We start from the raw sequence: 23,489 nt of genomic DNA, 5'->3' as shown, positions 1-23,489 counted from the left end.
CAATGCTTTTTAGTTTCCGAACGCTATTGTTTATCACGAGCCTGTTCGTCAGCGCCGGAACATGGTCGTCATGTATCAAAGTCACCGATAAGAGCGCGCTCTCTGACGCGGCGATAAAAGCGGGCTACACGGCGCAAAACTGGATCGGCGCAACTGACACAAATACCGGTAATATCGGTTTGCCAACGGTGATTAGCGTCAGTAATAGTGAAACATTTCAACCCTCCGGCACGCTATTGGCCAGTGGGATCGGTAACTTCCTGACGGCCGCCACCGGCACGCCCTATTCCAGTAAACAGGTACTTTACCGCTGCGATACCGCCGATGCCGGGAAGCTCTATGAGATGTATTCGACAAATGGCGATAGCGCTTTTGCAGGGGCATTTTTTACTCCCGAAGTAGAAGGCGCTTATTATGATGTGGAGCGTAATGTTGCTGTCCGTATGACAAACCTCAGTACCGGCGAATATTACAGCCGTTTCTGGAAAGAACGCCAACTTACCGCAGACAGTTGGTTTCAGGATGACAAATATATTTATATTCCTGCCAGCGCGTTTAGCAACGTGCTATATGAGATGTTTAAAATTGACTCAAGAAAATATTTTGCCTACCAGAATCCAATGGACCGAGATACCTGGACGCAGCCTCGGGGTTATATCGCGTTTAAAGGCCCAGGCTTGATTACCGAGCGGATCAAAGCGGGACTGGATCATGCCAGCGATTATTATGGCTGGCCCAGCTATTGGCCCGGGGCATGGAGTACATATAATAGCGTCACCTATGTTCGCGGCGCGTTATGTAAAATCACAGATTATCCTGCGATCGTGAAAATTCCCCCTGTCGCCGTTGGCATATTAGCCGCCGGAGGCAATAGCCAGGCGCCTTTCCACGTCAGCCTGGAATGTGAGTCCGGTGCCGTGTCCAGTGCCCTCCCGTCCACCAGCGCCGCTAATGTCGCAATGGGGTTTGTCGTTAATCAACCCACCGCCGTGGCGGCGGCGCGTCGCCTGGGGCTAACCACATCCGCAGGCGGTCTGTCGTGGCTACTGGACACCCATTATGGCGAACCTGGCGTAGCTTCCGGAGTGGGTATCCGCATCTATAACGATGCCGGTACGCCAATTAACCTGTTACCCGATCGGATCAAGACAGGCACTGGCAACGCCCGAGGCTGGTATGGCTATAAAGATTTAACCACACGGGTATCATCCGGTTCAGTAGAAACCTACAGCGGTGATTTTACTGCCTCGCTTGAGGCGATCGGCGGACAAACAGTAACGGCAGGAAGCGTGAATGCGCAATTACAGGCAGTGGTTAGTTTTCAGTAAAGTCATATTAACGCTACTTGGGTTGACGGGATGGTATGGCCCGGCACAAGCTGCCGTTAATATTGACAGAACCCGAATTATTTTTGCTTCAGATGAGGTCGCTCAATCGTTGACATTATCCAACGATAATACAACGCCGATGCTGTTACAGGTATGGACCGACGCCGGAAACATTGACGCCTCTCCGGATAACAGCAAAACGCCGCTGGTGGCGCTGCCGCCGGTATTTAAAATGCAGCCAGGAGAACTGAGAACGCTTCGCCTGCTCCTGAGTTCCCGCCAGCAGCTGGCAACGGACCGGGAGAGTCTCTTCTGGCTAAACATTTATCAGATACCGCCAGTCACCCAGGACATTAAAAACCACCCGCGAAAACTGGTGTTACCGCTTCGTTTGAGGCTAAAAATTTTAATTCGCCCGACTGGGCTAAAAGCGCCCACGGAAGCGGAGGAGAAAAAATTACGCTTTATTGCTAAAGAGAATACTATACGGATAGTTAACCCCACCTCGTGGTATATGAGTTTAACGTTAACGATGGATAACAAGAAAAGTATCGGCGATATCATGGTTGCGCCGAAAACAGCACTTGATGTGCCGCTAACACGCTCGCCAACGCCGGGAGCATCGATAAATTATGCAGTAATCAATGATTCCGGGAACTGGCGACAATATACCGCCATACTGGAAAAATATATTAGTAAGGGTGATTTTATTCCTGAGTTTTGATGGGAAATATTCAGGGATACGATCGTATCCCTGAGGCAAGCCAGACTCAGCATGTACCCTTGTCAAAAATAGCATTAAGCTGATATTTTACTTTTTGCACGGCATCTTTGTTCTGTTGAGTTCCCTTCTCCTCAACAGACATATTCCATACATTTTCATTATCTGATTCAATTAATGTGTAGAACGTATTATTATTACGCATCATATAACCGCGAAAATTATTTTCGATGCCCGTTGTCACAGGCTTAGCAGCCCCTGAAATAACAGACTCCGTCTCTTTATTGAAAAGGTGATATTGAATATTTGCGCAGTTTAAATCACAGGGGGAACATTTAAGATTTAAAACAAGCAGTATCGTGTTATTTTCAAAAACAAGGGCATAATGATTGCTGGCAGATGAACATAACGGGAATAGCGCGAGAAGGAGAATTATTATCAATTTCATATTCTTATATAGACTCCATCAAAGAAAACTTTCATTTCACTTGTTCTTCTGTTAACTCACCCTTTCATTTCACGCCCCTGAGAATAGCGAAAGGCATACCATGCAGAACGAATGCTTTCCGAACTGACGTCCTCATAGACATTTATACCATGCTCAGCAAGTATGCGAGAAAGACAATGAGAAGATTGTTATGACAGAAAAGGTTGTAACGATAACAGGAACAATATCTATTTCATATTCATTTAATTAATAATATTAATTTTCTATTTCATCTTTGGTGATACCCCCAATGGATTTTCCGCCTATAATGCTGCACAGGTAGCTGCTTCTCTTTTGCTGTGAGAAAACATTACATTGGTATAACTAATGAGAATGAGCAGAGGCATTAAGTCACGTAATATTGCGTTTCCTCTGTTAAGGCTTTTGTGTGAAAAGAGCATTACTTTTAGTCAGTTAGGTAGCATTACATAAGCATAACTAAATTTGAGAAAACCTCGAAAAATCAGCATATTGAATTGATGGATGGTATTGTTTTTTAAAAGAATTTTAATTGCCAACCTGCGATAATACGCTTAAGATGAACACATATCTATTGAGCTAAAGTAGTCGCTCAATCAATCTGATTGTTATGGAGTGAGTGTGTGATACTTACAATGCCATCCAGCCGATACCAATAGAATTCTCAACCTCCGATAATCGTCACCCAAAAATCAGGTGATAAAATATGACGTTAAAACCAGGTGAGAAATCCGGTAATAATGGAGGTATCTATGTGGAGGTTGGGCCGCGTGGTGGAATAAAAGATAACTTCGCCACGATAGCGGAAACAAAACCGCGCCACCAACGCAACGCCCTAAAAGCTACTGGGTGCTGGCAAAAAGAACACCTAACAGTAAACGTAAGTCAGAGCATCTGGCGCCACGACAGTTGGCGCCGACTGATCACAGTACGCCCGGTGCTTTACCGCCTGGCAAGCATTGTGCAAGATGCTCCGTGAGGAAATCGATGCAGATTTTGATACGATCAGAACTTGATGAACGCCGGGTATATACAGCCCAGATATTCGCTTCCTGATACCACTGAGGCAACACGCGAACCAGCTCACCTCGTTCAATATACTGCGCAACATCCCATTCCGACCGCAATGTAATGCCATGGCCTTTCAGGGCCCAAATAAGCACCACACTGCCGCTGTTGGAAGAATGAAAACCGTTTAGTCGGCAATGCGTCTGCTGCTTATCGTCCGTTAATATCCAATTGCCAAATGCCGAGTTTTTTTCCTGAATCATTAGGCAATCGTGCTGCACAAGCGCACTAACAGACTCTGGCTTGCCGTGGCGTTCGAGGTATTCAGGGGAAGCACACAGGATCCGTCGATTAGTGGCTAACTGCCGTGCGATATACAATTCGTTGATGTCATCCCCAACACGAATTTCAATATCGATCCCCTCTTCCACCAGATCCACTTCACGATCCGTTAGCGTGAGTTTTACCGTAATATCAGGATAGGCGATCATAAATGACGACAGCGCCTCTGCGACATATTTATGCCCAAAACCAAATGAGCAGTTGATGGTGATATTACCAGCCAACACACCACGTTGATTATCCAAACGACTGACAAAACCATCCATTTCACTGACGACCTGCATAGCCCCACCCAGCGCATTTTCGCCTTCCGGTGTGAGACGCATCACTCTGTTATTTCGAAAAAAAAGCCGGGCGTTGAGACATTTTTCAAGGATAGCGATACGTTTGCTGATATAGGAGGGAGATAACCCCAGCTCCAGCGCTGCCCGGGCAAATCCACCGTTGCGAGCAACGGTGACAAAAACGAAAAGATCTTCAACAGAAGGCCAGCCCTCAAGGGGCTGGCGATGTTTTTTTCCTACAGGTGTCGTTTTCATAGCATCAGTGCGAAGTTGCAAAGGATGACCGAGTTATAACACTGAATGTAAAAAGGACTGAAGTTTCTGGATAAAGTACTCAGGACACTCTTCCTGCGGGGAGTGTCCGCAAGGCAATGCTTCCCCCTGAACGTTTAGCGCCTTTTCTTTCCAGGTACCAACCACATCATATAGTTGCCCTACCGTTCCCAGCCCTCCCCACAGCAACTGTAACGGACACCGGATACGCGCCGACGTATCTGCGGCATCATCGTCCAAATCAATCGTCGCAGCAGCCCGGTAGTCCTCACAGATCGCGTGGATCATCTCAGGGTTCTGGTAACAGCGCAGGTATTCATTGAATGCTTCCTGCGAGGTCGCGCCCTCTATTTTTAGCTGGCCAGAAATATGCTTACGCAGAAAAAATGCCGGATCGTGCGCAATCATCGTTTCGGGTAACGGGAAAGGTTGAATCAGGAAAAACCACCAAAAGTAACGCGTAGCAAAGGATTTATCGGTCAAGGCGTACATCGTCGCGGTTGGAGCAATGTCGATAAAAGTACAACAGGTCACACGATCCGGATAATCCAGCGCGAGCCTGTGTCCTACGCGTCCGCCACGATCATGCCCTACGAAGGCAAAACGGGAAAAGCCGAGCGCATCCATTAACATGACGATATCCTGCGCCATGGTGCGCTTTGAATAGGTACGGTGCGCCGGATCGCTCGTTGGTTTATCGCTGTCGCCATAGCCACGCAAATCCGGCAAAATGACTGTATGATTTTGCGCCAATGTCGGTGCGACTTTCCGCCATGTTGTATGATTCTGCGGATGCCCATGTAGCAGTACCAAAGGTGAACCGCTGCCTCCGATAGCCACTCTTACCGTCAGACCATTTTCCAGACGAACATCCTTGAGCGCAAACCCCGGAATAAACGGAGAGGCGCCGCATTCAATCAGTGTACTCATCACTTTCTCCCGTCATGCCAGCTAACAGATGATGTTAAATAACGGCTATCCCGGACGACATTGCGCAGGGTTCCAATATGTTCAATCTCAACTTCAATAACATCACCATCGTGTAAAAACAGCGGTGGAACGCGTTTTTTGCCCACTCCACCAGGCGACCCTGTGAGGATCGTGTCGCCAGGGGAAAGCGGAGTAAAGGTGCTTATATAAGCAATGAGTGAAGCGATAGGATGGATCATATTTGCCGTAGATTCGTTCTGCACCTCCCGCCCGTTTAGTCGTGTCAGTAAACGTAGCATCTGGGGATCGGGAATGTCGTCTGTGGTCACCAGACACGGACCGAATGATCCTGTCGAAGGCCAGTTTTTTCCAGCCGTAAACCAGCTATGCTGCCAGTCCCTCACTGAACCATCCATATAGCAGCTGTATCCGGCGACATAATCTAAAGCATCCTCAGCGCTGACCCGGGAGCATCGCCGCCCAATCACTACGGCTAATTCACCTTCGTAGTCGAACTCATTGGTATTTTCAGGCTTCAGCAGCAGGCCATTATGCCCGGTCTGAGAATCCGCAAAGCGGACAAAAAGGGTTGGGGCCGGGTTGGTTTCATTAAACTCAATACGCTTATCGGCGTAATTCATTCCGACACAGATGATCTTCTGCGGATCGTCAATCACCGGCAGAAAAGTGACTTCCTGGTAGTAATAATCCGCCGGCTCATCACACCATAACGCCGCATCCGTCAGCGCATTAGCGCACAGTAGAGATTTCAAAGTGGGATATTTGTCGCCAAGCCGCTGCGAGAGATCAATTATTCCGGTTTCCTGCATAATGCCGTAGCGTTTGCCACCGTTCACAAGATATTGAACCAGTTTCATTGCAGTCTTCTTCCTTAACCGCGCGGGGATGCAGGGCGTTTTAACCACGGCCGCCGTGAATAATGCGCAACCTCAAAATTTTCAATCTCCGGCAAGTATTGCAATGTCCAGGCTATCGCATCTTCGCCTGCGGCCAGCATCGCCCGTTTGAGTTCACTGATCACAAAGGAGATCGTTTCCTCTGCCGTCGTAATTTCGCAGCGATCGAGTGAAACAGTGATAGAATTGGTATCAGCACTCGCGGCAAGCTGCGCCAGGCGCGCCAAAGCAGGTTCATCTAATGAGACCGTGAGGATCCCGTTGCGTTGGCAGTTATCATCGAAAATGCCTGCAAATGTGCTACCTATCAGCCCCCGTACTCCCAGTTGTTTTAATCCCCATACGGCGTGTTCACGACTCGATCCACAGCCAAAATTGGGGCCAACCAGCAGGAATGTCGCGCTCTGCCAGCCCGGCATGTTCAGAATAAAATCAGGATTTGGTTGGCCGCCAGCCATAAAGCGACGATCGAAAAACACCCCTTTATCCAGCCCCTGGCGATCGATCCCTTTCAGAAACTGTTTTGGCATAATCACATCAGTGTCGATATTCGGTTCCAGCATCGGCGCAATTCGCCCGCTGATTTGCTTAAACGTATCCATCTTATTCCCCTGCCTGAAGTAATGACCGAACATCGACCAGATGCCCCGCTACCGCTACCGCCGCAACCATCGCCGGGCTCATCAAATGCGTTCTTGCTCCAGCGCCCTGTCGTCCAGGGAAATTACGGTTCGTACCTGATGCACAGCGATCGCCGGGCGACAACACATCTTCATTCATCGCAAGGCACATTGAGCAACCCGACTGCCGCCATTCAAAACCGGCAGCAATAAAGATTTTCGCCAGTCCTTCTTCTTCCGCCTGGCGTCTTACCATTGTTGAACCAGGCACAATGATCCCGCGAACATGGCTGGCGATTTTGCGCCCTTCAAGCACCTTCGCAACGGCACGCAAATCCTCAATGCGACCATTTGTGCATGAACCAATAAAAGCGTGAGAGATACGAATATCTTTCAGCAACATGCCAGCCGTTAATCCCATGTACTGAAGGGCCTTCTCAAGCGCCAGGCGCTTAAGCGGATTGGTTTCCTGTTCCGGGAAAGGAACACGTCCGGTGATGGAACCTGTTTGATCCGGACTGATTCCCCAGGTGACTTTAGGCTCAAGATCATGGCAGTTGATCGCCACCGTCTTATCAAATACCGCATCAGCATCGCTGCTCAACTGTGACCATTCCAGCAATGCCTGCTGCCAGAGTTCACCTACAGGCATTTGCGGTTTACCGTAGATATAGTCAAAAACCTTTTTATCCGGCGCAATAATGGCACCACGCGCCCCCGCTTCTACCGCCATGTTGCAGAGCGTCATTCGTCCTTCAACGCTCAACGCGCTGATGGCCTCACCCACAAATTCAATGGCATATCCCGTCGCGCCATCAGCGCCAATACGTTCAAGCAATTCAAGAACAATATCTTTTGCGGAACAGGCGAAAGGTAGCTCTCCCTGAACACTTACGCGCATGGTTTTGAGCTTGCGGTAAACCAGCGTCTGCGTGGCCAGCAGATGTTCAATTTCCGACGTCCCGATACCAAAGCCCAGCGCGCCAAATGCACCGTAGGTTGTCGTGTGACTATCCCCGGCGGCGATCACCATGCCAGGCATCACTAGCCCTTGTTCATGAGCAACCACGTGTTCAATCCCCTGACGCGGATCCAGCACATCAAATAATGTGATGCCAAAGTCAGCGGCATTTTCCCGAAAGTAATCAACCTGTAGCTGTCCTCCCGGATCGGTCATTAAGTCATCCCGTTGCGACCGCGTGGGATTAACATGGTCAATATTCAATAAAAACGTGTCGGGGTGCCGAACGGTGCGGCCGCGTTCTCTTAACCCGCTAAATGCCTGCGGGCTGGTATATTCATTCAGTATTGAACGATCAATATAAAGTAAAACATGTCCTTCGTTATCAAGTTCACGAATGGTATGTGACTCAACTAATTTTTCATACAGCGTTTTAGCAGACATATATATTCCTGGAGCAACGAATATCCGGGTAGCCAAATATTCACAATTTAAGCTTTTAGCTATAGTGACACATTAATGAAAAAATGATGATTCCATTATGGAAAGTATAAAAACACACTTCGTGTCTATAATCAGAAACTCTCCTGAATTGACTGTTTTTTGATTTGCGGTTGTTTCTCATATTTTGCGAAAATAAACCGGCAGATAAATAATCCTATCCCCAGCATCATCAGACATGATGCCGCAATAGCATTCCATCCCTGCCAGGAGAAAAGATACCCGTTTAAATACCCCATTACTGCACCGCCAGAGTAGTAGCAAAGCAGATAAAACGATGTCGCCTGTCCTTTTGCGTTTGGACTCCGTGAACTGACCCAGGCTAATACGGTGGAATGAGCAGAGAAAAATGCGACTGACAGTAAAACGATACCTGAAATGAAAACCCACAGAGAAGGGGCGATTAGCGTGAGAAATGCACCGACCATCATACAGATAATCAGCATACTGAGCGCATTCATCGACCCAATATTCAACGCGACACGGGCAGCATATGGCGCAAGAAAAAAGGTTAATGAGAAGCTAACTGGAATCAAACCTATCCAGGTGTAGCTCAGCTCATAAGGCGGTCGATGCAGGTAAAACGCCAGAAAATTAAAGATGGACGTAAAAGAGCCGAAAAGAATAAATCCAATGACAAAACATAATGATACGCGGATATTCTTAAAATGTTCCAACCCGCCTTTCAACACTGCACCAAGCTGTAGTGAAGGTGTAGGAACAAACTGTCGGGATGTCGGGAGAAACAACTTCACCGCGAGTGCCATAGCAATCAGAACACCACCGAAGATAAAGAAAATCGTATCTATAGATACATGCTCCATCATCAAAGTTGCAAACACACGACCAGACATACTCCCTAGCGAATTGCCAAAAATAAAATATCCAGTAACAATCCCTGCCAAAGCAGGAGAGACTTCTTCACTGATATAGACTGTAACGGCCGCCGTAATACCACTTACTGCAATGCCGAGCAAAGCGCGGTATACCACCAGCATCGGCCATGATGATGCAGTTGCGCACAATAGAGTTAAAATACCTCCTGCCAGCAACGAATAAAAAATGATTGGCTTTCGCCCAAAACGGTCAGATAACGTGCCGCTAAATAACATGGCTAATGCCAGAAACCCCACCTCAGCAGACAAAATCATCCCTACCTGATTCAATGGGATATTATAAACCTCACTTAACTTTGGTAATAAAGCCTGGATTGAATATAAAGAAGCTAACTCTGCCAAACCCGCCAGAGGTAATATCATTAAAATAGGCAAGTACTTACCTATTGTCTCTTCAATATTATTTTTCATACACAATGTTCCGTAAAAGATCCTGATTGCCATCTGCCTGTTTGCCAACAAACATCCGTGTATACAATATTTATCTTTTACGTTTGCAGAATTGACAGCGTTCACATTTTATTTTTCTTAATAGAGACAAAATGGAATCAAGTGTTTTATGAAATGTAGATCATCTAAGAATGACGCGGTAATGGCAACGTAGTAAGTTATGAACTATATATTTATTCAATAAATATATAGACATTAATTTGACGAAAAGAAATGAATCGGCAGTCCAAAACTGTCACTGGCAACCCCTTCTGGACGCCGCCATCCTTAGATGGAAACGTCCGTTAGCGTTTTATTCGATAGTCAGCTCACACGAGTTCTTTGAGCTGCTCCTGCATATAGGTTGAAAAATACTCTGGGTTTTTGATAAGGATGCGGTTACCGGAGGCGACTTTTTCTGCCCATCCGGCCACTTTTTTCGTGAACTCAGGATTCCATCCCTCCTGCTCACCCCGTGCCATCACAACTTCCGGGCTTACTGGCACGCCTAAATCATGCAAATACTTTAAAATTCCCTTAGCGGTACTTTCATCCATTGAATGGGGTACTGACGCCGATGTGTTCATACCACCAATAAAATCCAAGGCTTTCTCAATTGCTGTTGGCATGCTCTTATCCTTAAAATTAACCACGTGAGAGACACCTTGATACTATGTACCCAACTCCGCCGGGATATCAAAGAGAACATCGCCTTTCTTTGACTTACCCCGCAGCTAAACGCTTGCGCGGCTGTTTTCTGCGCTATTTTTTGGCTTCTCCGGCTAAAACCAGCCCGGTTGCCACCGCATTGCGTGGGCCTTCAGTACCCCGGATGTTGCCCTGCCCGGCGACAACGCCGTAATGCGCCAGCGCATCGGTGATCATCTGCGGAATTTCAAAATCCAGCGATGAGCCGCCTACCAGCACCACAAAAGTGATATCGCGAATCGAGCCACCAGGTGAGACCTGGCGTAATGCGCGCAGACAGTTGGTGACAAAGACTTTCTCTTTGGCCTGACGGCGCACCAGACGAATCTTCTCCAGCGAGGTCTGGTTATCGACCGGGATCAGCTCGCCCTCTTTCAGATACACCACTTTGGCAAATACTGACGGGCTGAGCGGTTCACGAAAAAACTCCACCGCGCCGTTCTCGTGGCGAATGCTGAACAGGCTCTCCACTTTGGCCAGCGGGTATTTTTTAATTTCCTCTGCTAAAAACGGATCGCTTAAGCCCAGTTCCGTTTGAATTAGCAGGCTGACTATATTCCCCGCCCCGGCAAGATGTACCGCCTTCACTACGCCGTCGCTATTAATAATGGCGGCATCGGTGGATCCTGCGCCTAAATCGAGGATCGCCAGCGGCGCGGCGCATCCAGGCGTCGTTAACGCGCCAGCCACAGCCATGTTGGCTTCCACACCACCGACTTCAACTGGGGTATTTAACCGGGCGCTTAGCTCGCTGGCGATAGCCTGCATCTGTAAGCGGTACGTCTGGCATCAGCGTCGTCATCAGATAAACCGGCGTCAGCGGTTCCGCCTTGTCTGTGATAACGTCGTCCGGGAAGCATTCAGTGACGCAAAACAACGCTATGGTGCGCCACGCCTGACGGATGAGCTTCGTGCTCAGGGTTACCAGTTCAACGTGAAAACCGTGGCGGCCAGCCTGCGTCGGCAGGGGCTGCGGGCGAAAGCCTCGCGCCGGTTCCGTCCGGTCAGTTACCGCAAACATGGTCTGCCAGTCTTAGAGAATCTGCTGAAGCAGGACTTTTACGCCAGCGGCCCGAATCAGAAGTGGGTGGGTGACATCACGTATCTTCGCACTGGTGAAGGCTGGCTTTATCTGGCCGTGGTTATCGATCTGTGGTCGCGGTCAGTCATTGGCTGGTCGATGTCCTCGCGGATGACAGCACAGCTTGCCTGCGATGCGTTACAGATGGCGCTGTGGCGGCGTAAATGTCCGGAAAATGTCATCGTGCATACAGACAGAGGCGGTCAGTACTGTTCAACGGATTACCAGAACTTACTGAAACGCCATAATCTGCGGGGAAGTATGAGCGCCAGAGGTTGTTGTTACGACAATGCCTGTGCGGAAAGCTTCTTCCATACGCTGAAGGTGGAATGTATCCACGGAGAGGACTTTGTCAGCCGGGAAATAATGCGGACAGCAGTGTTTAATTATATTGAGTGTGATTACAATCGGTGGCGTCGTCACAGTGCCAGTGGCGGTCTCAGTCCGGAACAATTTGAAAACCAGAACCTCGCTTAGGGTTGTGCCCATATTACGCGGGTAGGATCACAGCTCTTTCCTTCTGCCACAAGTTTTCGGGCATCATCACGACGAGAACTGGCATCTGCAAGTGTGATCGTCGGATACACACCCAGCGAGATCATTTTTGGCTTACCGGCAAAACGATAACGGAACCGCCAGCTCTTGCTTCCATTAGGTTCAATTAGCAATGACAACCCTTGCCCATCTCCGAGTGTATAGGCTTTAGTTTCAGGCTTAGCGCGGCGAATCTGCATATCGTTTAAAGGCATGTGTACAGGAATCCAAGACCGAACAGGAACATATACATAATCCTATACACATTCAGTGTCGGATTCTACTGGATGGTTACGGACGGTGATGGACAAAAAAGCAATAAAGTCGTTATAAATCAGTGTATTTATGGATGAATACGGACGTTTGAGGAACTTGAGATGGTGCCGATAATAGGAGTCGAACCTACGACCTTCGCATTACGAATGCGCTGCTCTACCAACTGAGCTATATCGGCCCTGAGAAGGGTGTGTTCACGCGGGTGAATCACGGGGTAGAAGGTTAAAACTAACCGGGCGGTGCGTCAATAGCCTTGCTACTCAACCGGCTATTTTTGCACCGCTCGTCATTAATTACGCACGAATCGTACCATCGCCAAAGCCTATCCACTTATAGGTGGTAAGCGCTTCAAGCCCCATCGGACCGCGGGCATGTAATTTCTGCGTGCTGACCGCCACTTCTGCGCCAAGCCCAAACTGCCCGCCGTCGGTAAAACGGGTAGAGGCGTTGACATAAACCGCAGCGGAATCCACTTCGTTCACGAAACGCGCAGCATTATGCATATCGCACGTTAAAATTGCATCGGAGTGCTGAGTACCATGTTCGCGAATGTGGGCGATAGCGCCATCCATATTTTCGACCACCACAACGTTCAGATCCAGAGACAGAAACTCGTTATCCAGCTCTTCCGGTTTCAGCGCCACCAGTTTGGCAGGGCCATGCAGTGCCTGCATGACGGTTTCATCCCCATGCAACGTTACACCACTCTCCGCCATCTGCTTGCTTAGCGCAGGCAAAAAGCGTTCTGCGATGTCCTGATGCACCAGCAAGGTTTCCACCGTGTTACAGGTGCTCGGGCGCTGGGTTTTGGCGTTAACAATAATCTTCAGCGCCGGGGCGATGTCTGCGCTGCTATCAACAAAAATATGGCACACGCCAATCCCGCCGGTAATCACCGGAATGGTGGATTGCTCGCGGCACAGTTTATGCAAGCCTGCGCCGCCGCGCGGGATCAGCATATCGATGTACTTATCCATACGCAGCATTTCATTGACCAGCGAACGGTCCGGATTATCAATCGCCTGAACCGCCGCCTCCGGTAAACCGCAAGCTTTCAGCGCCTTCTGAATGACACGAACGGTTGCGGCATTCGTGCGATACGTCTCCTTCCCACCGCGTAGAATCACCGCATTACCGGTTTTCAGACACAAAGAAGCCACATCAACGGTAACGTTCGGACGCGCCTCATAGATAACGCCAACCACGCCCAACGGCACGCGGCGGCGTTCCAGACGTAGCCCGCTGTCCAGCAGACCGCCGTCGATCACCTGCCCGACCGGGTCGGCGAGATTACAGACTTGGCGCACATCGTCAGCAATCGCTTTCAGACGCGCAGGGGTCAGCGCCAGGCGGTCCAGCATCGCTTCGCTCAGGCCGTTGGCTCGCGCCTGCTCAACATCTTGTACGTTCGCGCTGAGGATACTTTCCATTTGCGCTTCCAGTTCATCGGCTATTTTTTCCAGCACGCGATTTTTTTCGCCGCTGGAGAGCAGCGCCAGCTTATACGACGCCGCTTTAGCAGCAATGCCCATTTGTTCCAGCATATGCCTGTTCCTTATCGAGTAATCATGTCATCACGATGAACAGCGACCGGGCCATATTCATAGCCCAGAATCGCATCGATTTGTTGAGAGTGGTGACCGGCTATCCGCCGCAGAGCATCACTGTTATAACGGCTGACGCCATGAGCAATATCACGCCCTTGCAGGTTACAAATTCTGATGACCTCCCCCCGCGAGAAATTGCCCGTCACGCTTTTGATGCCTTTTGGCAGAAGTGAACTGCCACGTTCCAGCATTGCCGCGGTCGCGCCTTCATCAACCGTAATTTCGCCTGCCGGCGGCGCGCCGAAGATCCAACGTTTGCGGTTCTCCAGCGGCGAGGCTTGCGCATGAAAACGGGTGCCGACGGAAATCCCCTCCATCACATCGCCGATCACGCCCGGTTTACTGCCTGAGGCAATAATCGTATCAATACCCGCGCGACAGGCCACGTCTGCCGCCTGAAGCTTAGTGCTCATACCACCGGTTCCCAGCCCGGAAACGCTGTCTCCCGCGATAGAGCGCAGCGCATCGTCAACGCCATACACATCTTTGATAAGCTCCGCCTGCGGATTGCTACGCGGATCGGCGGTAAATAATCCTTGCTGATCGGTCAGCAGCAGCAGTTTATCCGCGCCTGCCAGGATCGCCGCCAGCGCGGAGAGGTTATCGTTATCGCCCACTTTAATTTCCGCTGTCGCAACGGCATCATTTTCATTGATAACCGGCACAATATGGTTATCCAGTAATGCACGTAGCGTATCGCGGGCGTTCAGAAAGCGCTCTCTGTCTTCCATATCCGCACGCGTCAACAGCATCTGCCCGATGTGGATACCGTAAATTGAAAACAACTGCTCCCACAGTTGAATCAGGCGGCTTTGCCCTACCGCCGCCAGAAGCTGTTTAGAGGCAATTGTTGCCGGCAGTTCCGGGTAGCCGAGATGTTCACGTCCGGCGGCAATCGCGCCAGAGGTAACAATAACAATACGATGTCCCGCGGCGTGTAGCTGCGCGCACTGGCGGACAAGTTCTACGATATGGGCACGGTTCAGGCGGCGCGATCCGCCTGTTAGCACGCTGGTGCCGAGTTTTACGACCAGCGTCTGGCTGTCACTCATGATTCTCTGCCGTTCAAAATAAGAAATAAAGACCAAATGAACGTTTTAGCAGGACTGGCTCCGGTTGCCAACAACCTGTACGCGTAGCGTGAAATTTTGTTGCGCAGGATCAGCAAGCGTAGCGGCGGAATTTGACCATTTTATTACCGCAACAATTAAACATATTTTTTTAAAAAAATTCTCACTTTGTCATAAATCTTTCATTACCGAACGTTAAAAACCTTCCTGTTTTTTACCGGGTCTCCCGACAAATCATAGCGCGTAATTAAAACAGGAATGGAAATGAATAAGAGCACTCTGGCAATAGTGGTGAGTATCATCGCATCAGCATCTGTTCACGCCGCCGAGGTTTACAATAAAAACGGTAATAAGCTTGATGTGTATGGAAAAGTTAAAGCCATGCACTATATGAGCGATTATGACAGCAAAGATGGCGATCAAAGCTACGTTCGTTTTGGTTTTAAAGGCGAAACGCAAATTAACGATCAATTGACCGGCTACGGGCGCTGGGAAGCTGAGTTTGCCGGTAATAAAGCCGAAAGTGATTCGTCCCAGCAAAAAACCCGCCTGGCCTTTGCTGGCCTGAAATTAAAAGATATCGGTTCTTTTGACTATGGACGTAACCTGGGCGCGCTGTACGATGTTGAGGCCTGGACGGATATGTTTCCCGAATTCGGCGGCGACTCTTCCGCCCAGACCGATAATTTTATGACTAAACGCGCCAGCGGGCTGGCGACTTACCGCAATACCGATTTCTTCGGCATCGTTGATGGACTGGATCTTACCTTACAGTATCAGGGGAAAAACGAAGATCGCGATGTGAAAAAGCAAAACGGCGACGGCTTCGGCACATCCGTGAGCTATGATTTCGGCGGCAGCGATTTTGCCGTCAGCGGCGCTTATACTCTCTCCGATCGCACCAGGGAGCAAAATCTGCAGCGCCGCGGTACGGGCGATAAAGCCGAAGCCTGGGCTACGGGTGTAAAGTATGACGCGAATGATATTTATATTGCGACCTTCTATTCAGAAACCCGCAACATGACGCCAGTTTCCGGCGGATTTGCCAATAAAACCCAAAACTTCGAAGCAGTTATCCAGTATCAGTTTGATTTTGGTCTGCGTCCGTCATTAGGCTATGTGCTGTCAAAAGGCAAAGATATTGAGGGCGTCGGCAGTGAGGATTTGGTGAATTACATTGACGTTGGCGCAACCTATTATTTCAACAAAAATATGTCCGCGTTTGTAGATTACAAAATCAATCAGCTTGATAGCGATAACACGTTAGGCATTAATGACGATGATATTGTGGCAATAGGGTTGACCTACCAGTTCTGATAAGTCGCATTGTGCCTGATGGCGCTACGCCATCAGGCATGACAGCAGGGTTATGCCGACAGTTTTACCGGCTCGTCGTTGAAATCGTCAGACGGCTCCAGCGCCAGCTCCATAGAAATCAGCAGGTCGCGTAGCTTTTCATGAAACTCGCGTAGCGTGTATTCCAGTCGCTCCACCACTTCGGTTTCGTTAATCGGCACTGCGGTCCAGTTGCCCTCTTTATCAAACAAACCAAACTGATAACGATAAGTGAAGCGTTTCTCTTGTGCTTCCAGCTCCATCCACCAGCCCCAAAATTCACGCTTCTCTGGCGCGGGCTTCACGTTGACGCAAACTGCCAGGCAATCGAAAAAAAAACGATTGTCTTCGCACTGCCCTTCCCGGATATAGGGGCCAAGCGCGGTAAATTTCTTGATCAATCTACTTTTCGGGTGTCCACTCGGTAACGTCATTGCGATCTCCTTTAATGAAGCAACTGTTTTACCAAATCAATAGAATTTATCAATCTATTAACACAATCTATGATTAATCCAGTCGGTAATTTCTTGCAGCGCGTGGTCAAAATTACGGTACACCGGGTTAAAAGGGATCTCTATCAGCTTACCGTCTGAAGATGATGTTGTAATTAAGCGAGACTCTTCTTCCGGGCTGAAAGGATCGTTTTTCCAGAAGCCGGAAAGCATTGGCGTAGGACAACGTCTGCCCAGTAGCCCCTGTACTTTCAACGAATAGCGATTGAGCTCCACACGCAGCGCCTCATCCGAAGCATCATGCATACCCAGACGGCTGGCCAGCACATCCAGATACATCTCCGGCACCGTGCTCTGTCGTTGCGGATCGCTAAGTAGCGCATGGACCACCGGCCCCAGGCAAGCCACCGCTTTCAAACGCGGCGCTTCCAGATAGGCCAGACGCACCGCAACATTGGCGCCAAAACGGAAACCAAACGCCGCAACACGGGTATGATCCACCCAGGGGACATTAGGAAGCGCTTTTAACACATGCTGGTGGAGCAAGCTGGAATCCTGGGTTAATTTCCACTTTGATGAAAATCCAACCGAAGGCATATCAAGCGTTAACATCGCAATACCGCGCGGCGCGAAATAGCGTTCATACAGGGTGTAATAGTCGGTTTGCATGGCGTCCAGGCCGCCGCACATGAGCACCGTCGGAAACGGACCATCCCCTTTCGGCATATGTAAAAACGCGGTGACAGGCGAACCGCCAGGAACGGCAAATTCCATTTCACGTAACGAGCCGGGCAACCGCTGCGCGGCCTCTTCATAGGCGCGATTCGCCAGCGCCTGCGCCTGCTCCGCCAGCTCATCGCCCTTCAAATGCGGGTAGGCGGCAATATTATAGAGCGTTGAAGCATGAAGCCAGTAGCGTCCGCTGCGCATGGCGTCCTGTTCCTGACAGGCTTTCTGCTGCCAGTCCATCGCCTGCTTTGCCCACTCATAAATCCAGTTGCCGCCGCGGTAACCGATGACCGTATCGTATAAATCATCATCCGTTCGCTCTGCGTCGCTCATCACAATACGCGCCTGCACATCAAGGATTTCTCGTGGATCAACGCCGCGCCAAATCCACATCAGGCGGTTTATCATGCGATACCAGTGCGGGACGTTCTTACCGTCCAGCGCGGATTGCATGGGCGGCTGCGACCCACGATTGAACCGACGGACAAGGGTAGACGTTTCAGTATGTTTAAAGCGGGGTTTGAACAGGGTTTCGCTGAGGTTAGCCTGTGTCATTCGTGCAGCCTCCTTGGATACTCATAGAGGCTTATTGTAACCAATAAAACAGCGCCCGGCATTGCCGGGCGCTCTGAAAAGCTGCTGATTAACGACCTGAAATCGGCGGTACAAATACCACACCCATATCCCAGGGCTGCTCAATCCAGGTGTTCTGAGGAATATCAATAACATAATCATCAACCAGCGGACGGCCCGCCGGTTTAGCGAAAATCGTGACGAAATGCGCTTTAGGGTACATTTCGCGAATCGCGACGGCGGTGCCGCCGGTATCGACCAGATCGTCGATGACGATAAAGCCTTCGCCGTCGCCTTCTGCACGTTTCAGCACTTTCAGTTCGCGCTGGTTATCGTGATCGTAGCTGGAGATGCATACGGTATCGACATGACGAATGCCCAATTCACGCGCCAGTAGTGCGCCCGGTACAAGGCCGCCACGACTTACGGCAATAATGCCTTTCCATTGTTCTGAAGGCATGAGGCGGCTCGCCAGTTTGCGTGCGTGAATCTGCAACATGTCCCAGGTGACGACGTATTTTTCGCTCATGTGAAGTGTCCCAGCCTGTTTATCTACGGCTTAAAAAGTGTTCGAGGGGGAAATAGTTGCGCGAGATTATAGAGACCTGACGCGCTAAAAACCAGTGTTTAGCGGAATCCACGCCTCTTTTTGTATGCTTTATACTACCCGCAGGCGGAGAAAGTGGTATTCTCAGTCGCATCTCGTAAGAGTTATCAATTCCGCTAACCCTGTGGCCTGTAAGAACGTTTTTCAGACCACCGCCAAGGAGACTTATCGTGTCTGAACTGTCTCAGTTATCACCACAACCTTTGTGGGATATTTTTGCCAAAATCTGTTCTATTCCTCACCCGTCCTATCACGAAGAGCAACTCGCGGAACATATTGTGAGTTGGGCCAAAGAGAAAGGCCTTTACGTGGATCGCGACCAGGTCGGTAATATTCTGATCCGTAAGCCCGCCACTGCAGGTATGGAAAATCGCAAGCCGGTCGTTTTACAGGCGCATCTGGATATGGTGCCGCAAAAAAATAGCGACACCGTTCACGACTTCACTACAGATCCTATCCAGCCTTATATTGATGGCGAATGGGTTAAAGCGCGCGGTACTACGCTCGGCGCCGACAATGGTATTGGAATGGCTTCTGCGTTAGCGGTACTGGCTGATGATAATGTCGTCCATGGCCCGCTGGAAGTGCTGCTGACCATGACCGAAGAAGCGGGTATGGATGGCGCGTTCGGCCTCCAGTCCGGCTGGTTGCAGGCCGACATCCTGATCAACACCGACTCTGAAGAAGAAGGTGAGATCTATATGGGCTGCGCAGGCGGTATTGATTTTACCTCTAATCTGCCGTTGACCCGTGAAGCTGTACCCGCAGGATTTGCGTGCTTTAAGCTAACCCTGAAAGGCCTGAAAGGCGGCCACTCCGGTGGTGAAATTCACCTCGGCCTTGGCAATGCTAACAAATTGCTGGCGCGTTTTCTGGCCGGGCACGCAGAAGAACTGGATCTGCGTCTGATCGATTTCAACGGCGGCACGCTGCGTAACGCGATTCCGCGCGAAGCGTTCGCTACCCTCGCCGTTGCCGCAGACAACGTAGGCGCTCTGAAAACGTTAGTGAACGCTTACCAGGATATTCTGAAAAACGAACTGGCGGAAAAAGAGAAAAACCTGACGCTGCAACTCAATGAGGTTGCCAGTGATAAAGCCGCATTGACCGCGCCGTCACGCGATACCTTTGTGCGCCTGCTGAACGCAACGCCGAACGGCGTGATCCGCAATTCAGACGTGGCGAAAGGCGTAGTGGAAACATCGCTGAACGTTGGCGTGGTCACAATGTCCGATGCGAATGTCGAAATTCACTGCCTGATTCGCTCTCTAATCGACAGCGGTAAAGATTATGTGGTGAGTATGCTGGATTCGCTGGGCAAGCTGGCTGGCGCGAAAACCGAAGCAAAAGGCAGCTATCCTGGCTGGCAGCCCGATGCGAACTCGCCGGTCATGCACCTGGTGCGGGAAACCTATCAGCGTCTGTTCAACAAAACACCGAACATCCAGATTATCCACGCCGGCCTGGAATGCGGTCTGTTTAAGAAACCCTATCCGGATATGGACATGGTTTCTATTGGGCCTACCATTACCGGACCTCACTCTCCGGATGAGCAGGTGCATATCGAAAGCGTCGGCCACTACTGGACTCTGCTGACCGAATTGCTGAAAGCGATTCCTGCGAAGTAAGAAAGCGCTAAAATGCCCGTCCCATTTCTGGACGGGCTAGCAATATGGAATATCGGGTATCCATTGCCAGATAAACTCTCCTGAATGCGCTGAAATAGCGCTGCGGCTACACGCGAATAGCCGGACAGCCCTATAACAGCGCCGGTAACACCGAATTATTGTGGCGTAAACGCCATTCCTTTAAATATCCGTAGCGGATTGCCGCGCTCAATCTGATGATGGAACAGACGCCTTTCAGACTTCAACGCCGCACACTCATTTTGCCGTTGCTGTTCCAGCCGCCAGGCAATCAGCAGCCGGGCCAGACGCTTATTCGCATGTTGACTGCGCTCCGACTGAACCTTCACGCTAATCCCGCTCGCCAGGTGCGTGGCCCGCACTGCCGAGTCGGTTTTATTAACGTGCTGCCCACCCGGGCCGGAAGAGCGCAAAGTCTCGAAACGAATCTCATCAGACTGCATCTGTTCGTCGGCGGAAAAGCGCCCAATGCCGACGTACCAGTTTTTTCGCCCATGGTGCGGGCGATACGGGCTGGTACAAATCCACAGTAACGTGCCACACCAACGTTCACTGAAAGCCATGGCTTTTTCGCCGTCCAGCGAGACCAGCGCGGAACGCAGCGTGTCTGGTAATCGTCCCGGCTCTGTTTCAAGTCGCGTCAACGATACCTTTTCTCTGGCGGCTTCTTTCGTCAGACAATCCAGCGCTTTTTTTACCGCCAGACAACACTCGTCCGGTCCCTGCGCAGAAGAAAGTTGCAGTAAGATCATGCGCTTTTCTCCCCTGAGGTTTTCAGCGTCAGCACCGGACGCAGGCAGGCAACCGGCGTAATCAGTCCGGCGTCTGCCAGACAATCCACAACGCTATCGATGGATTTATACGCCTGCGGCGCTTCTTCATAAATGAGCTGGCGATCGCGGCAAATCACCCGGCTACCCATCCCGGTACGGCAGAGCTGTCGCGGGGTAAATTTTGCCGATAACCGGTCTTTACACTCGGTACGCATCCATTTGCGCCCCGCGCCGTGCGCCAGGGAGAAGAGGCTCTCCTCGCTGACGACGGGTTTCACCAGCCAGCTATAATCGCCGCGCGAGCCGGGGATAATCACCAGTCCCTGCCCATCTGGCGTAGCGCCTTTACGGTGCAGCCACCCCGCCTCACCCGCGACAGTACAGGGTTCAACGAAGTTATGCGCCACATCCAGCCGCGGTTCGCCCTCAGCCCTGAGCTGTTGCAGTATCCGGCGGGCAATCAGCGCGCGATTACTGCGGGCAAATGCCAGCGCATCGTCATGTTCTGCAAGATAGCGGCGCGCATCGTCGCTATCTTCCGGCAAACCGTTATGCGAAAACGCCTCCACATGACGACGCAGGATAGCTTGCCCCAGACCGCGTGAACCACTGTGTACCAGCAGTAATAACTGCGCTTTTTGCAACCCCGACAAAGCGAACGAATCAGCATCGACGATGCGATCGACCTGCTGCAGCTCGGCAAAATGATTGCCGCCGCCAATGGAACCCAGCGCAGAGCGCCACGAATGATGCTGCATTGCGGCGGGGACATTCTCCTCCAGCCACTGCGCGTCCGCCACGTCAGTCAGCGACGCCAGCCGCTTCTCCAGTTTATCGGCGTTATATTTACGCCCTAAAATATCCGTTTGCCATAACGCCATGCCGCAGCCGATATCGTTGCCGACCAGCGCCGGATAAAAGCGTCCACGCGAGAAAAAGGCTGCGCCAATAGGATAGCCGCGCCCCGGATGCAGATCTGGCATCCCGATAACGCGTTTCATACCGGTTAACTTAGCCGTCGTATATAATTGTTGGATCGCGGAATCTTCGATCCACAGGTTATCCGATGCGATAGAAAATACCACATCTGATAAAGGACGAATATAATTGCCCATATACCATTCCATATATGAATTAAAAAATCAGGAAATGGCAGACTAATCCAGAGCAATAAAAGAAAATTAATCCTGGAAAGGTCTGCAAAGTGCGTTCAGAGAATAAAGTGTCATGATGAACCTCCTTTGCAGTTATTGAGAATGAGAAAACGTGGGTATAGTAATACTGAAATTTAGATGGTGCAATCGTAATAGTGATAAAATATTAATGGCCTGACTTATAACCCTAACACCAACTGTCGTTCCAACTGAGGGTCGAGCAGCGTTACATGTAGCCCTACCAGCCGTACGCCGCGCTCGCCGCGACGCTCGTCCCAGGTTTTACGGGCGGTGGTAATTAAGTCTTCTTTATTTAATTGCGGCCAGACATGTTCCTGAGTGGTTTGCTGAAAATCATTAAATTTTAATTTAACGCCCTGTCGGGCAATCAGTAAATCGGGCTTTACTATAGCCAGACGACGCTCCAGTTCCGGATATAAATGTTCAATAATGGCCTCGCAGTCCGACCACTCATGAATATCCTCCGCCAGAGTACGCTCAACGCCTACCGATTTACGCAACCTTTCGCTGTTAACATCACGCTCGTCAATACCCTGACTACGCTCCCATAATACCCGGCCAAATTTACCAAAGCGTTTGAGAAGCATCGCCAGATCGCACTGTTGAATATCCCCGCAGGTTCTTAACCCCATATTTTCCAGTTTGGCGGCGGAAACTTTCCCCACGCCTGGAATTTTGGCTAACGGCAACGTTTTAAGAAAGCCGGGTACATCGGCTGGCGTAATAACATATTGTCCGTTCGGTTTATTGAGATCGGAGGCAATCTTCGCCAGAAATTTCACTGGCGCAACGCCGGCGGAGGCGGTGAGTTGCAGTTCATTGAAAATAGTCTGACGAATCTCCCTGGCTATCAGCGTCGCCGAACCATAACAGTGCGGGCTGTCAGTCACATCCAGCCAGGCTTCATCCAGCGAGAGCGGTTCAATCAGTGAAGTGTAGCGGGAAAAGATGTCACGTACATGCCGCGAAGCCTCTTTATAGGCGTCAAAGCGGCCAGGCAATAAGGTGAGATGGGGGCACAGCTTTAGCGCCATGGCGGTCGGCATCGCGCTACGTACGCCAAACTGGCGCGCAGGATAGTTGGCGGTACTGATAACACCTCTTCGCTCACGACTCCCGCCAATGGCAATGGGAATATCGCGTAACGCCGGATTATCACGCATCTCTACCGCGGCAAAAAAACAGTCCATATCAACATGTATGATTTTGCGCATCGCTCGCCCCCACAATACTGTTTAAGTGTACAG

At 50.3% G+C, this 23,489-nt stretch carries 21 protein-coding genes, 1 tRNA gene and 3 pseudogenes; 6 read left to right on the top strand and 19 right to left on the bottom strand.

The features are described 5' to 3' along the window. The first annotated feature begins 2 nt into the window (after nt 1-2). Nucleotides 3-1,328: a fimbrial usher protein StbD gene (gene stbD, locus NBA72_RS05815; RefSeq protein WP_000899100.1), complete on the top strand. Its 1,326-nt coding sequence runs from the start codon at nt 3-5 to the stop codon at nt 1,326-1,328. Continuing rightward, on the top strand, nt 1,294-2,052 hold the full coding sequence (gene stbE / locus NBA72_RS05810; protein WP_042948196.1) for a fimbrial biogenesis chaperone StbE: 759 nt from the start codon (nt 1,294-1,296) through the stop codon (nt 2,050-2,052). Before stbD ends, stbE begins: the two co-directional genes overlap by 35 nt. 46 nt (nt 2,053-2,098) lie before the next feature. Here stbE and NBA72_RS05805 read toward each other — a convergent pair whose 3' ends face one another. After that, nucleotides 2,099-2,497 carry a hypothetical protein gene (locus NBA72_RS05805; protein ID WP_042948198.1) on the bottom strand — a complete coding sequence of 133 codons (399 nt, stop codon included), beginning with the start codon at nt 2,495-2,497 and terminating at the stop codon, nt 2,099-2,101. A 724-nt stretch (nt 2,498-3,221) separates the two neighbouring features. Between NBA72_RS05805 and NBA72_RS05800 the strand changes: the two genes are divergently transcribed. Then, a complete protein-coding gene (locus NBA72_RS05800) occupies nt 3,222-3,494 on the top strand; it encodes a hypothetical protein (protein WP_001675688.1) in 273 nt (90 codons plus the stop codon). Here NBA72_RS05800 and NBA72_RS05795 read toward each other — a convergent pair. The 8 genes and pseudogenes from NBA72_RS05795 to NBA72_RS05760 form a co-directional block, all read right to left on the bottom strand. After that, a complete protein-coding gene (locus tag NBA72_RS05795; RefSeq protein WP_042948199.1) occupies nt 3,439-4,404 on the bottom strand; it encodes a LysR family transcriptional regulator in 966 nt (321 codons plus the stop codon). The genes NBA72_RS05800 and NBA72_RS05795 overlap by 56 nt on opposite strands. Nucleotides 4,405-4,437: 33 nt before the next feature. Further along, the gene (locus tag NBA72_RS05790) at nt 4,438-5,352 is read right to left on the bottom strand and encodes an alpha/beta fold hydrolase (protein ID WP_000105592.1); all 915 of its coding nucleotides are present in this window, start codon (nt 5,350-5,352) and stop codon (nt 4,438-4,440) included. Continuing rightward, on the bottom strand, nt 5,352-6,230 hold the full coding sequence (locus NBA72_RS05785; protein WP_042948200.1) for a fumarylacetoacetate hydrolase family protein: 879 nt from the start codon (nt 6,228-6,230) through the stop codon (nt 5,352-5,354). Before NBA72_RS05785 ends, NBA72_RS05790 begins: the two co-directional genes overlap by 1 nt. A 14-nt stretch (nt 6,231-6,244) precedes the next feature. Further along, nucleotides 6,245-6,871 carry a 3-isopropylmalate dehydratase small subunit gene (gene leuD / locus NBA72_RS05780; RefSeq protein WP_000379343.1) on the bottom strand — a complete coding sequence of 209 codons (627 nt, stop codon included), beginning with the start codon at nt 6,869-6,871 and terminating at the stop codon, nt 6,245-6,247. Nucleotide 6,872: 1 nt separating this feature from the next. Continuing rightward, complete coding sequence (gene leuC, locus NBA72_RS05775) at nt 6,873-8,294, bottom strand: 3-isopropylmalate dehydratase large subunit (RefSeq protein WP_042948202.1); 1,422 nt, start codon at nt 8,292-8,294, stop codon at nt 6,873-6,875. A 131-nt stretch (nt 8,295-8,425) separates the two neighbouring features. After that, the gene (locus NBA72_RS05770; protein ID WP_077248447.1) at nt 8,426-9,664 is read right to left on the bottom strand and encodes an MFS transporter; all 1,239 of its coding nucleotides are present in this window, start codon (nt 9,662-9,664) and stop codon (nt 8,426-8,428) included. 341 nt (nt 9,665-10,005) lie between these two features. Then, a complete protein-coding gene (locus NBA72_RS05765) occupies nt 10,006-10,329 on the bottom strand; it encodes a DUF1889 family protein (RefSeq protein ID WP_071591294.1) in 324 nt (107 codons plus the stop codon). A gap of 109 nt (nt 10,330-10,438) precedes the next feature. Next, a pseudogene (locus NBA72_RS05760) lies at nt 10,439-11,161 on the bottom strand (diol dehydratase reactivase subunit alpha); the annotation flags it as partial. Between the two features lies 1 nt (nt 11,162). Between NBA72_RS05760 and NBA72_RS05755 the strand changes: the two are divergent. Beyond that, a pseudogene (locus tag NBA72_RS05755) lies at nt 11,163-11,942 on the top strand (IS3 family transposase); the annotation flags it as partial. Between the two features lie 17 nt (nt 11,943-11,959). Here the strand turns inward: NBA72_RS05755 and NBA72_RS05750 are convergent. The 4 genes and pseudogenes from NBA72_RS05750 to proB all read right to left on the bottom strand — a co-directional run. Next, nucleotides 11,960-12,214 (bottom strand): annotated as a pseudogene (locus NBA72_RS05750) (Arm DNA-binding domain-containing protein); the annotation flags it as partial. A gap of 163 nt (nt 12,215-12,377) precedes the next feature. Then, a tRNA-Thr gene (locus NBA72_RS05745) sits at nt 12,378-12,453 on the bottom strand. 115 nt (nt 12,454-12,568) lie between these two features. Beyond that, complete coding sequence (proA, locus tag NBA72_RS05740; RefSeq protein WP_042948206.1) at nt 12,569-13,819, bottom strand: glutamate-5-semialdehyde dehydrogenase; 1,251 nt, start codon at nt 13,817-13,819, stop codon at nt 12,569-12,571. A gap of 11 nt (nt 13,820-13,830) precedes the next feature. Continuing rightward, the gene (gene proB, locus NBA72_RS05735) at nt 13,831-14,934 is read right to left on the bottom strand and encodes a glutamate 5-kinase (RefSeq protein WP_001285275.1); all 1,104 of its coding nucleotides are present in this window, start codon (nt 14,932-14,934) and stop codon (nt 13,831-13,833) included. 282 nt (nt 14,935-15,216) lie between these two features. On the opposite strand from proB, the gene phoE reads away from it, so the two are divergent. After that, a complete protein-coding gene (gene phoE, locus NBA72_RS05730) occupies nt 15,217-16,269 on the top strand; it encodes a phosphoporin PhoE (protein WP_001043667.1) in 1,053 nt (350 codons plus the stop codon). Nucleotides 16,270-16,319: 50 nt separating this feature from the next. Here phoE and crl read toward each other — a convergent pair whose 3' ends face one another. The 3 genes from crl to gpt form a co-directional block, all read right to left on the bottom strand. Further along, nucleotides 16,320-16,721: a sigma factor-binding protein Crl gene (gene crl / locus NBA72_RS05725; protein ID WP_000174693.1), complete on the bottom strand. Its 402-nt coding sequence runs from the start codon at nt 16,719-16,721 to the stop codon at nt 16,320-16,322. 57 nt (nt 16,722-16,778) lie between these two features. Continuing rightward, a complete protein-coding gene (gene frsA / locus NBA72_RS05720; RefSeq protein ID WP_000189586.1) occupies nt 16,779-18,023 on the bottom strand; it encodes an esterase FrsA in 1,245 nt (414 codons plus the stop codon). Between the two features lie 88 nt (nt 18,024-18,111). Beyond that, nucleotides 18,112-18,570: a xanthine phosphoribosyltransferase gene (gene gpt / locus NBA72_RS05715; protein ID WP_001292018.1), complete on the bottom strand. Its 459-nt coding sequence runs from the start codon at nt 18,568-18,570 to the stop codon at nt 18,112-18,114. Between the two features lie 248 nt (nt 18,571-18,818). On the opposite strand from gpt, the gene pepD reads away from it, so the two are divergent. Continuing rightward, complete coding sequence (gene pepD / locus NBA72_RS05710; RefSeq protein ID WP_001292977.1) at nt 18,819-20,276, top strand: cytosol nonspecific dipeptidase; 1,458 nt, start codon at nt 18,819-18,821, stop codon at nt 20,274-20,276. A gap of 155 nt (nt 20,277-20,431) precedes the next feature. Here the strand turns inward: pepD and prfH are convergent, their stop codons facing one another. The 3 genes from prfH to dinB form a co-directional block, all read right to left on the bottom strand. Next, the gene (prfH, locus tag NBA72_RS05705; RefSeq protein ID WP_000602091.1) at nt 20,432-21,046 is read right to left on the bottom strand and encodes a peptide chain release factor H; all 615 of its coding nucleotides are present in this window, start codon (nt 21,044-21,046) and stop codon (nt 20,432-20,434) included. After that, entirely contained in the window at nt 21,043-22,182 is a 1,140-nt protein-coding gene (locus NBA72_RS05700; protein WP_000528900.1) for an RNA ligase RtcB family protein, read from the bottom strand. The genes prfH and NBA72_RS05700 overlap by 4 nt, the downstream gene beginning before the upstream one ends. A gap of 218 nt (nt 22,183-22,400) precedes the next feature. Beyond that, on the bottom strand, nt 22,401-23,456 hold the full coding sequence (gene dinB / locus NBA72_RS05695) for a DNA polymerase IV (RefSeq protein WP_001226204.1): 1,056 nt from the start codon (nt 23,454-23,456) through the stop codon (nt 22,401-22,403). Nucleotides 23,457-23,489: the final 33 nt, after the last annotated feature.

This window comes from Salmonella sp. NW1250 (genome assembly GCF_051812965.1).
In the GTDB taxonomy this organism is placed as follows: Bacteria; Pseudomonadota; Gammaproteobacteria; order Enterobacterales; family Enterobacteriaceae; genus Salmonella; species Salmonella enterica.
The sequence above is the reverse complement of the archived record's forward strand: the minus strand, read 5'-3'. Positions and strand labels throughout refer to the sequence as shown.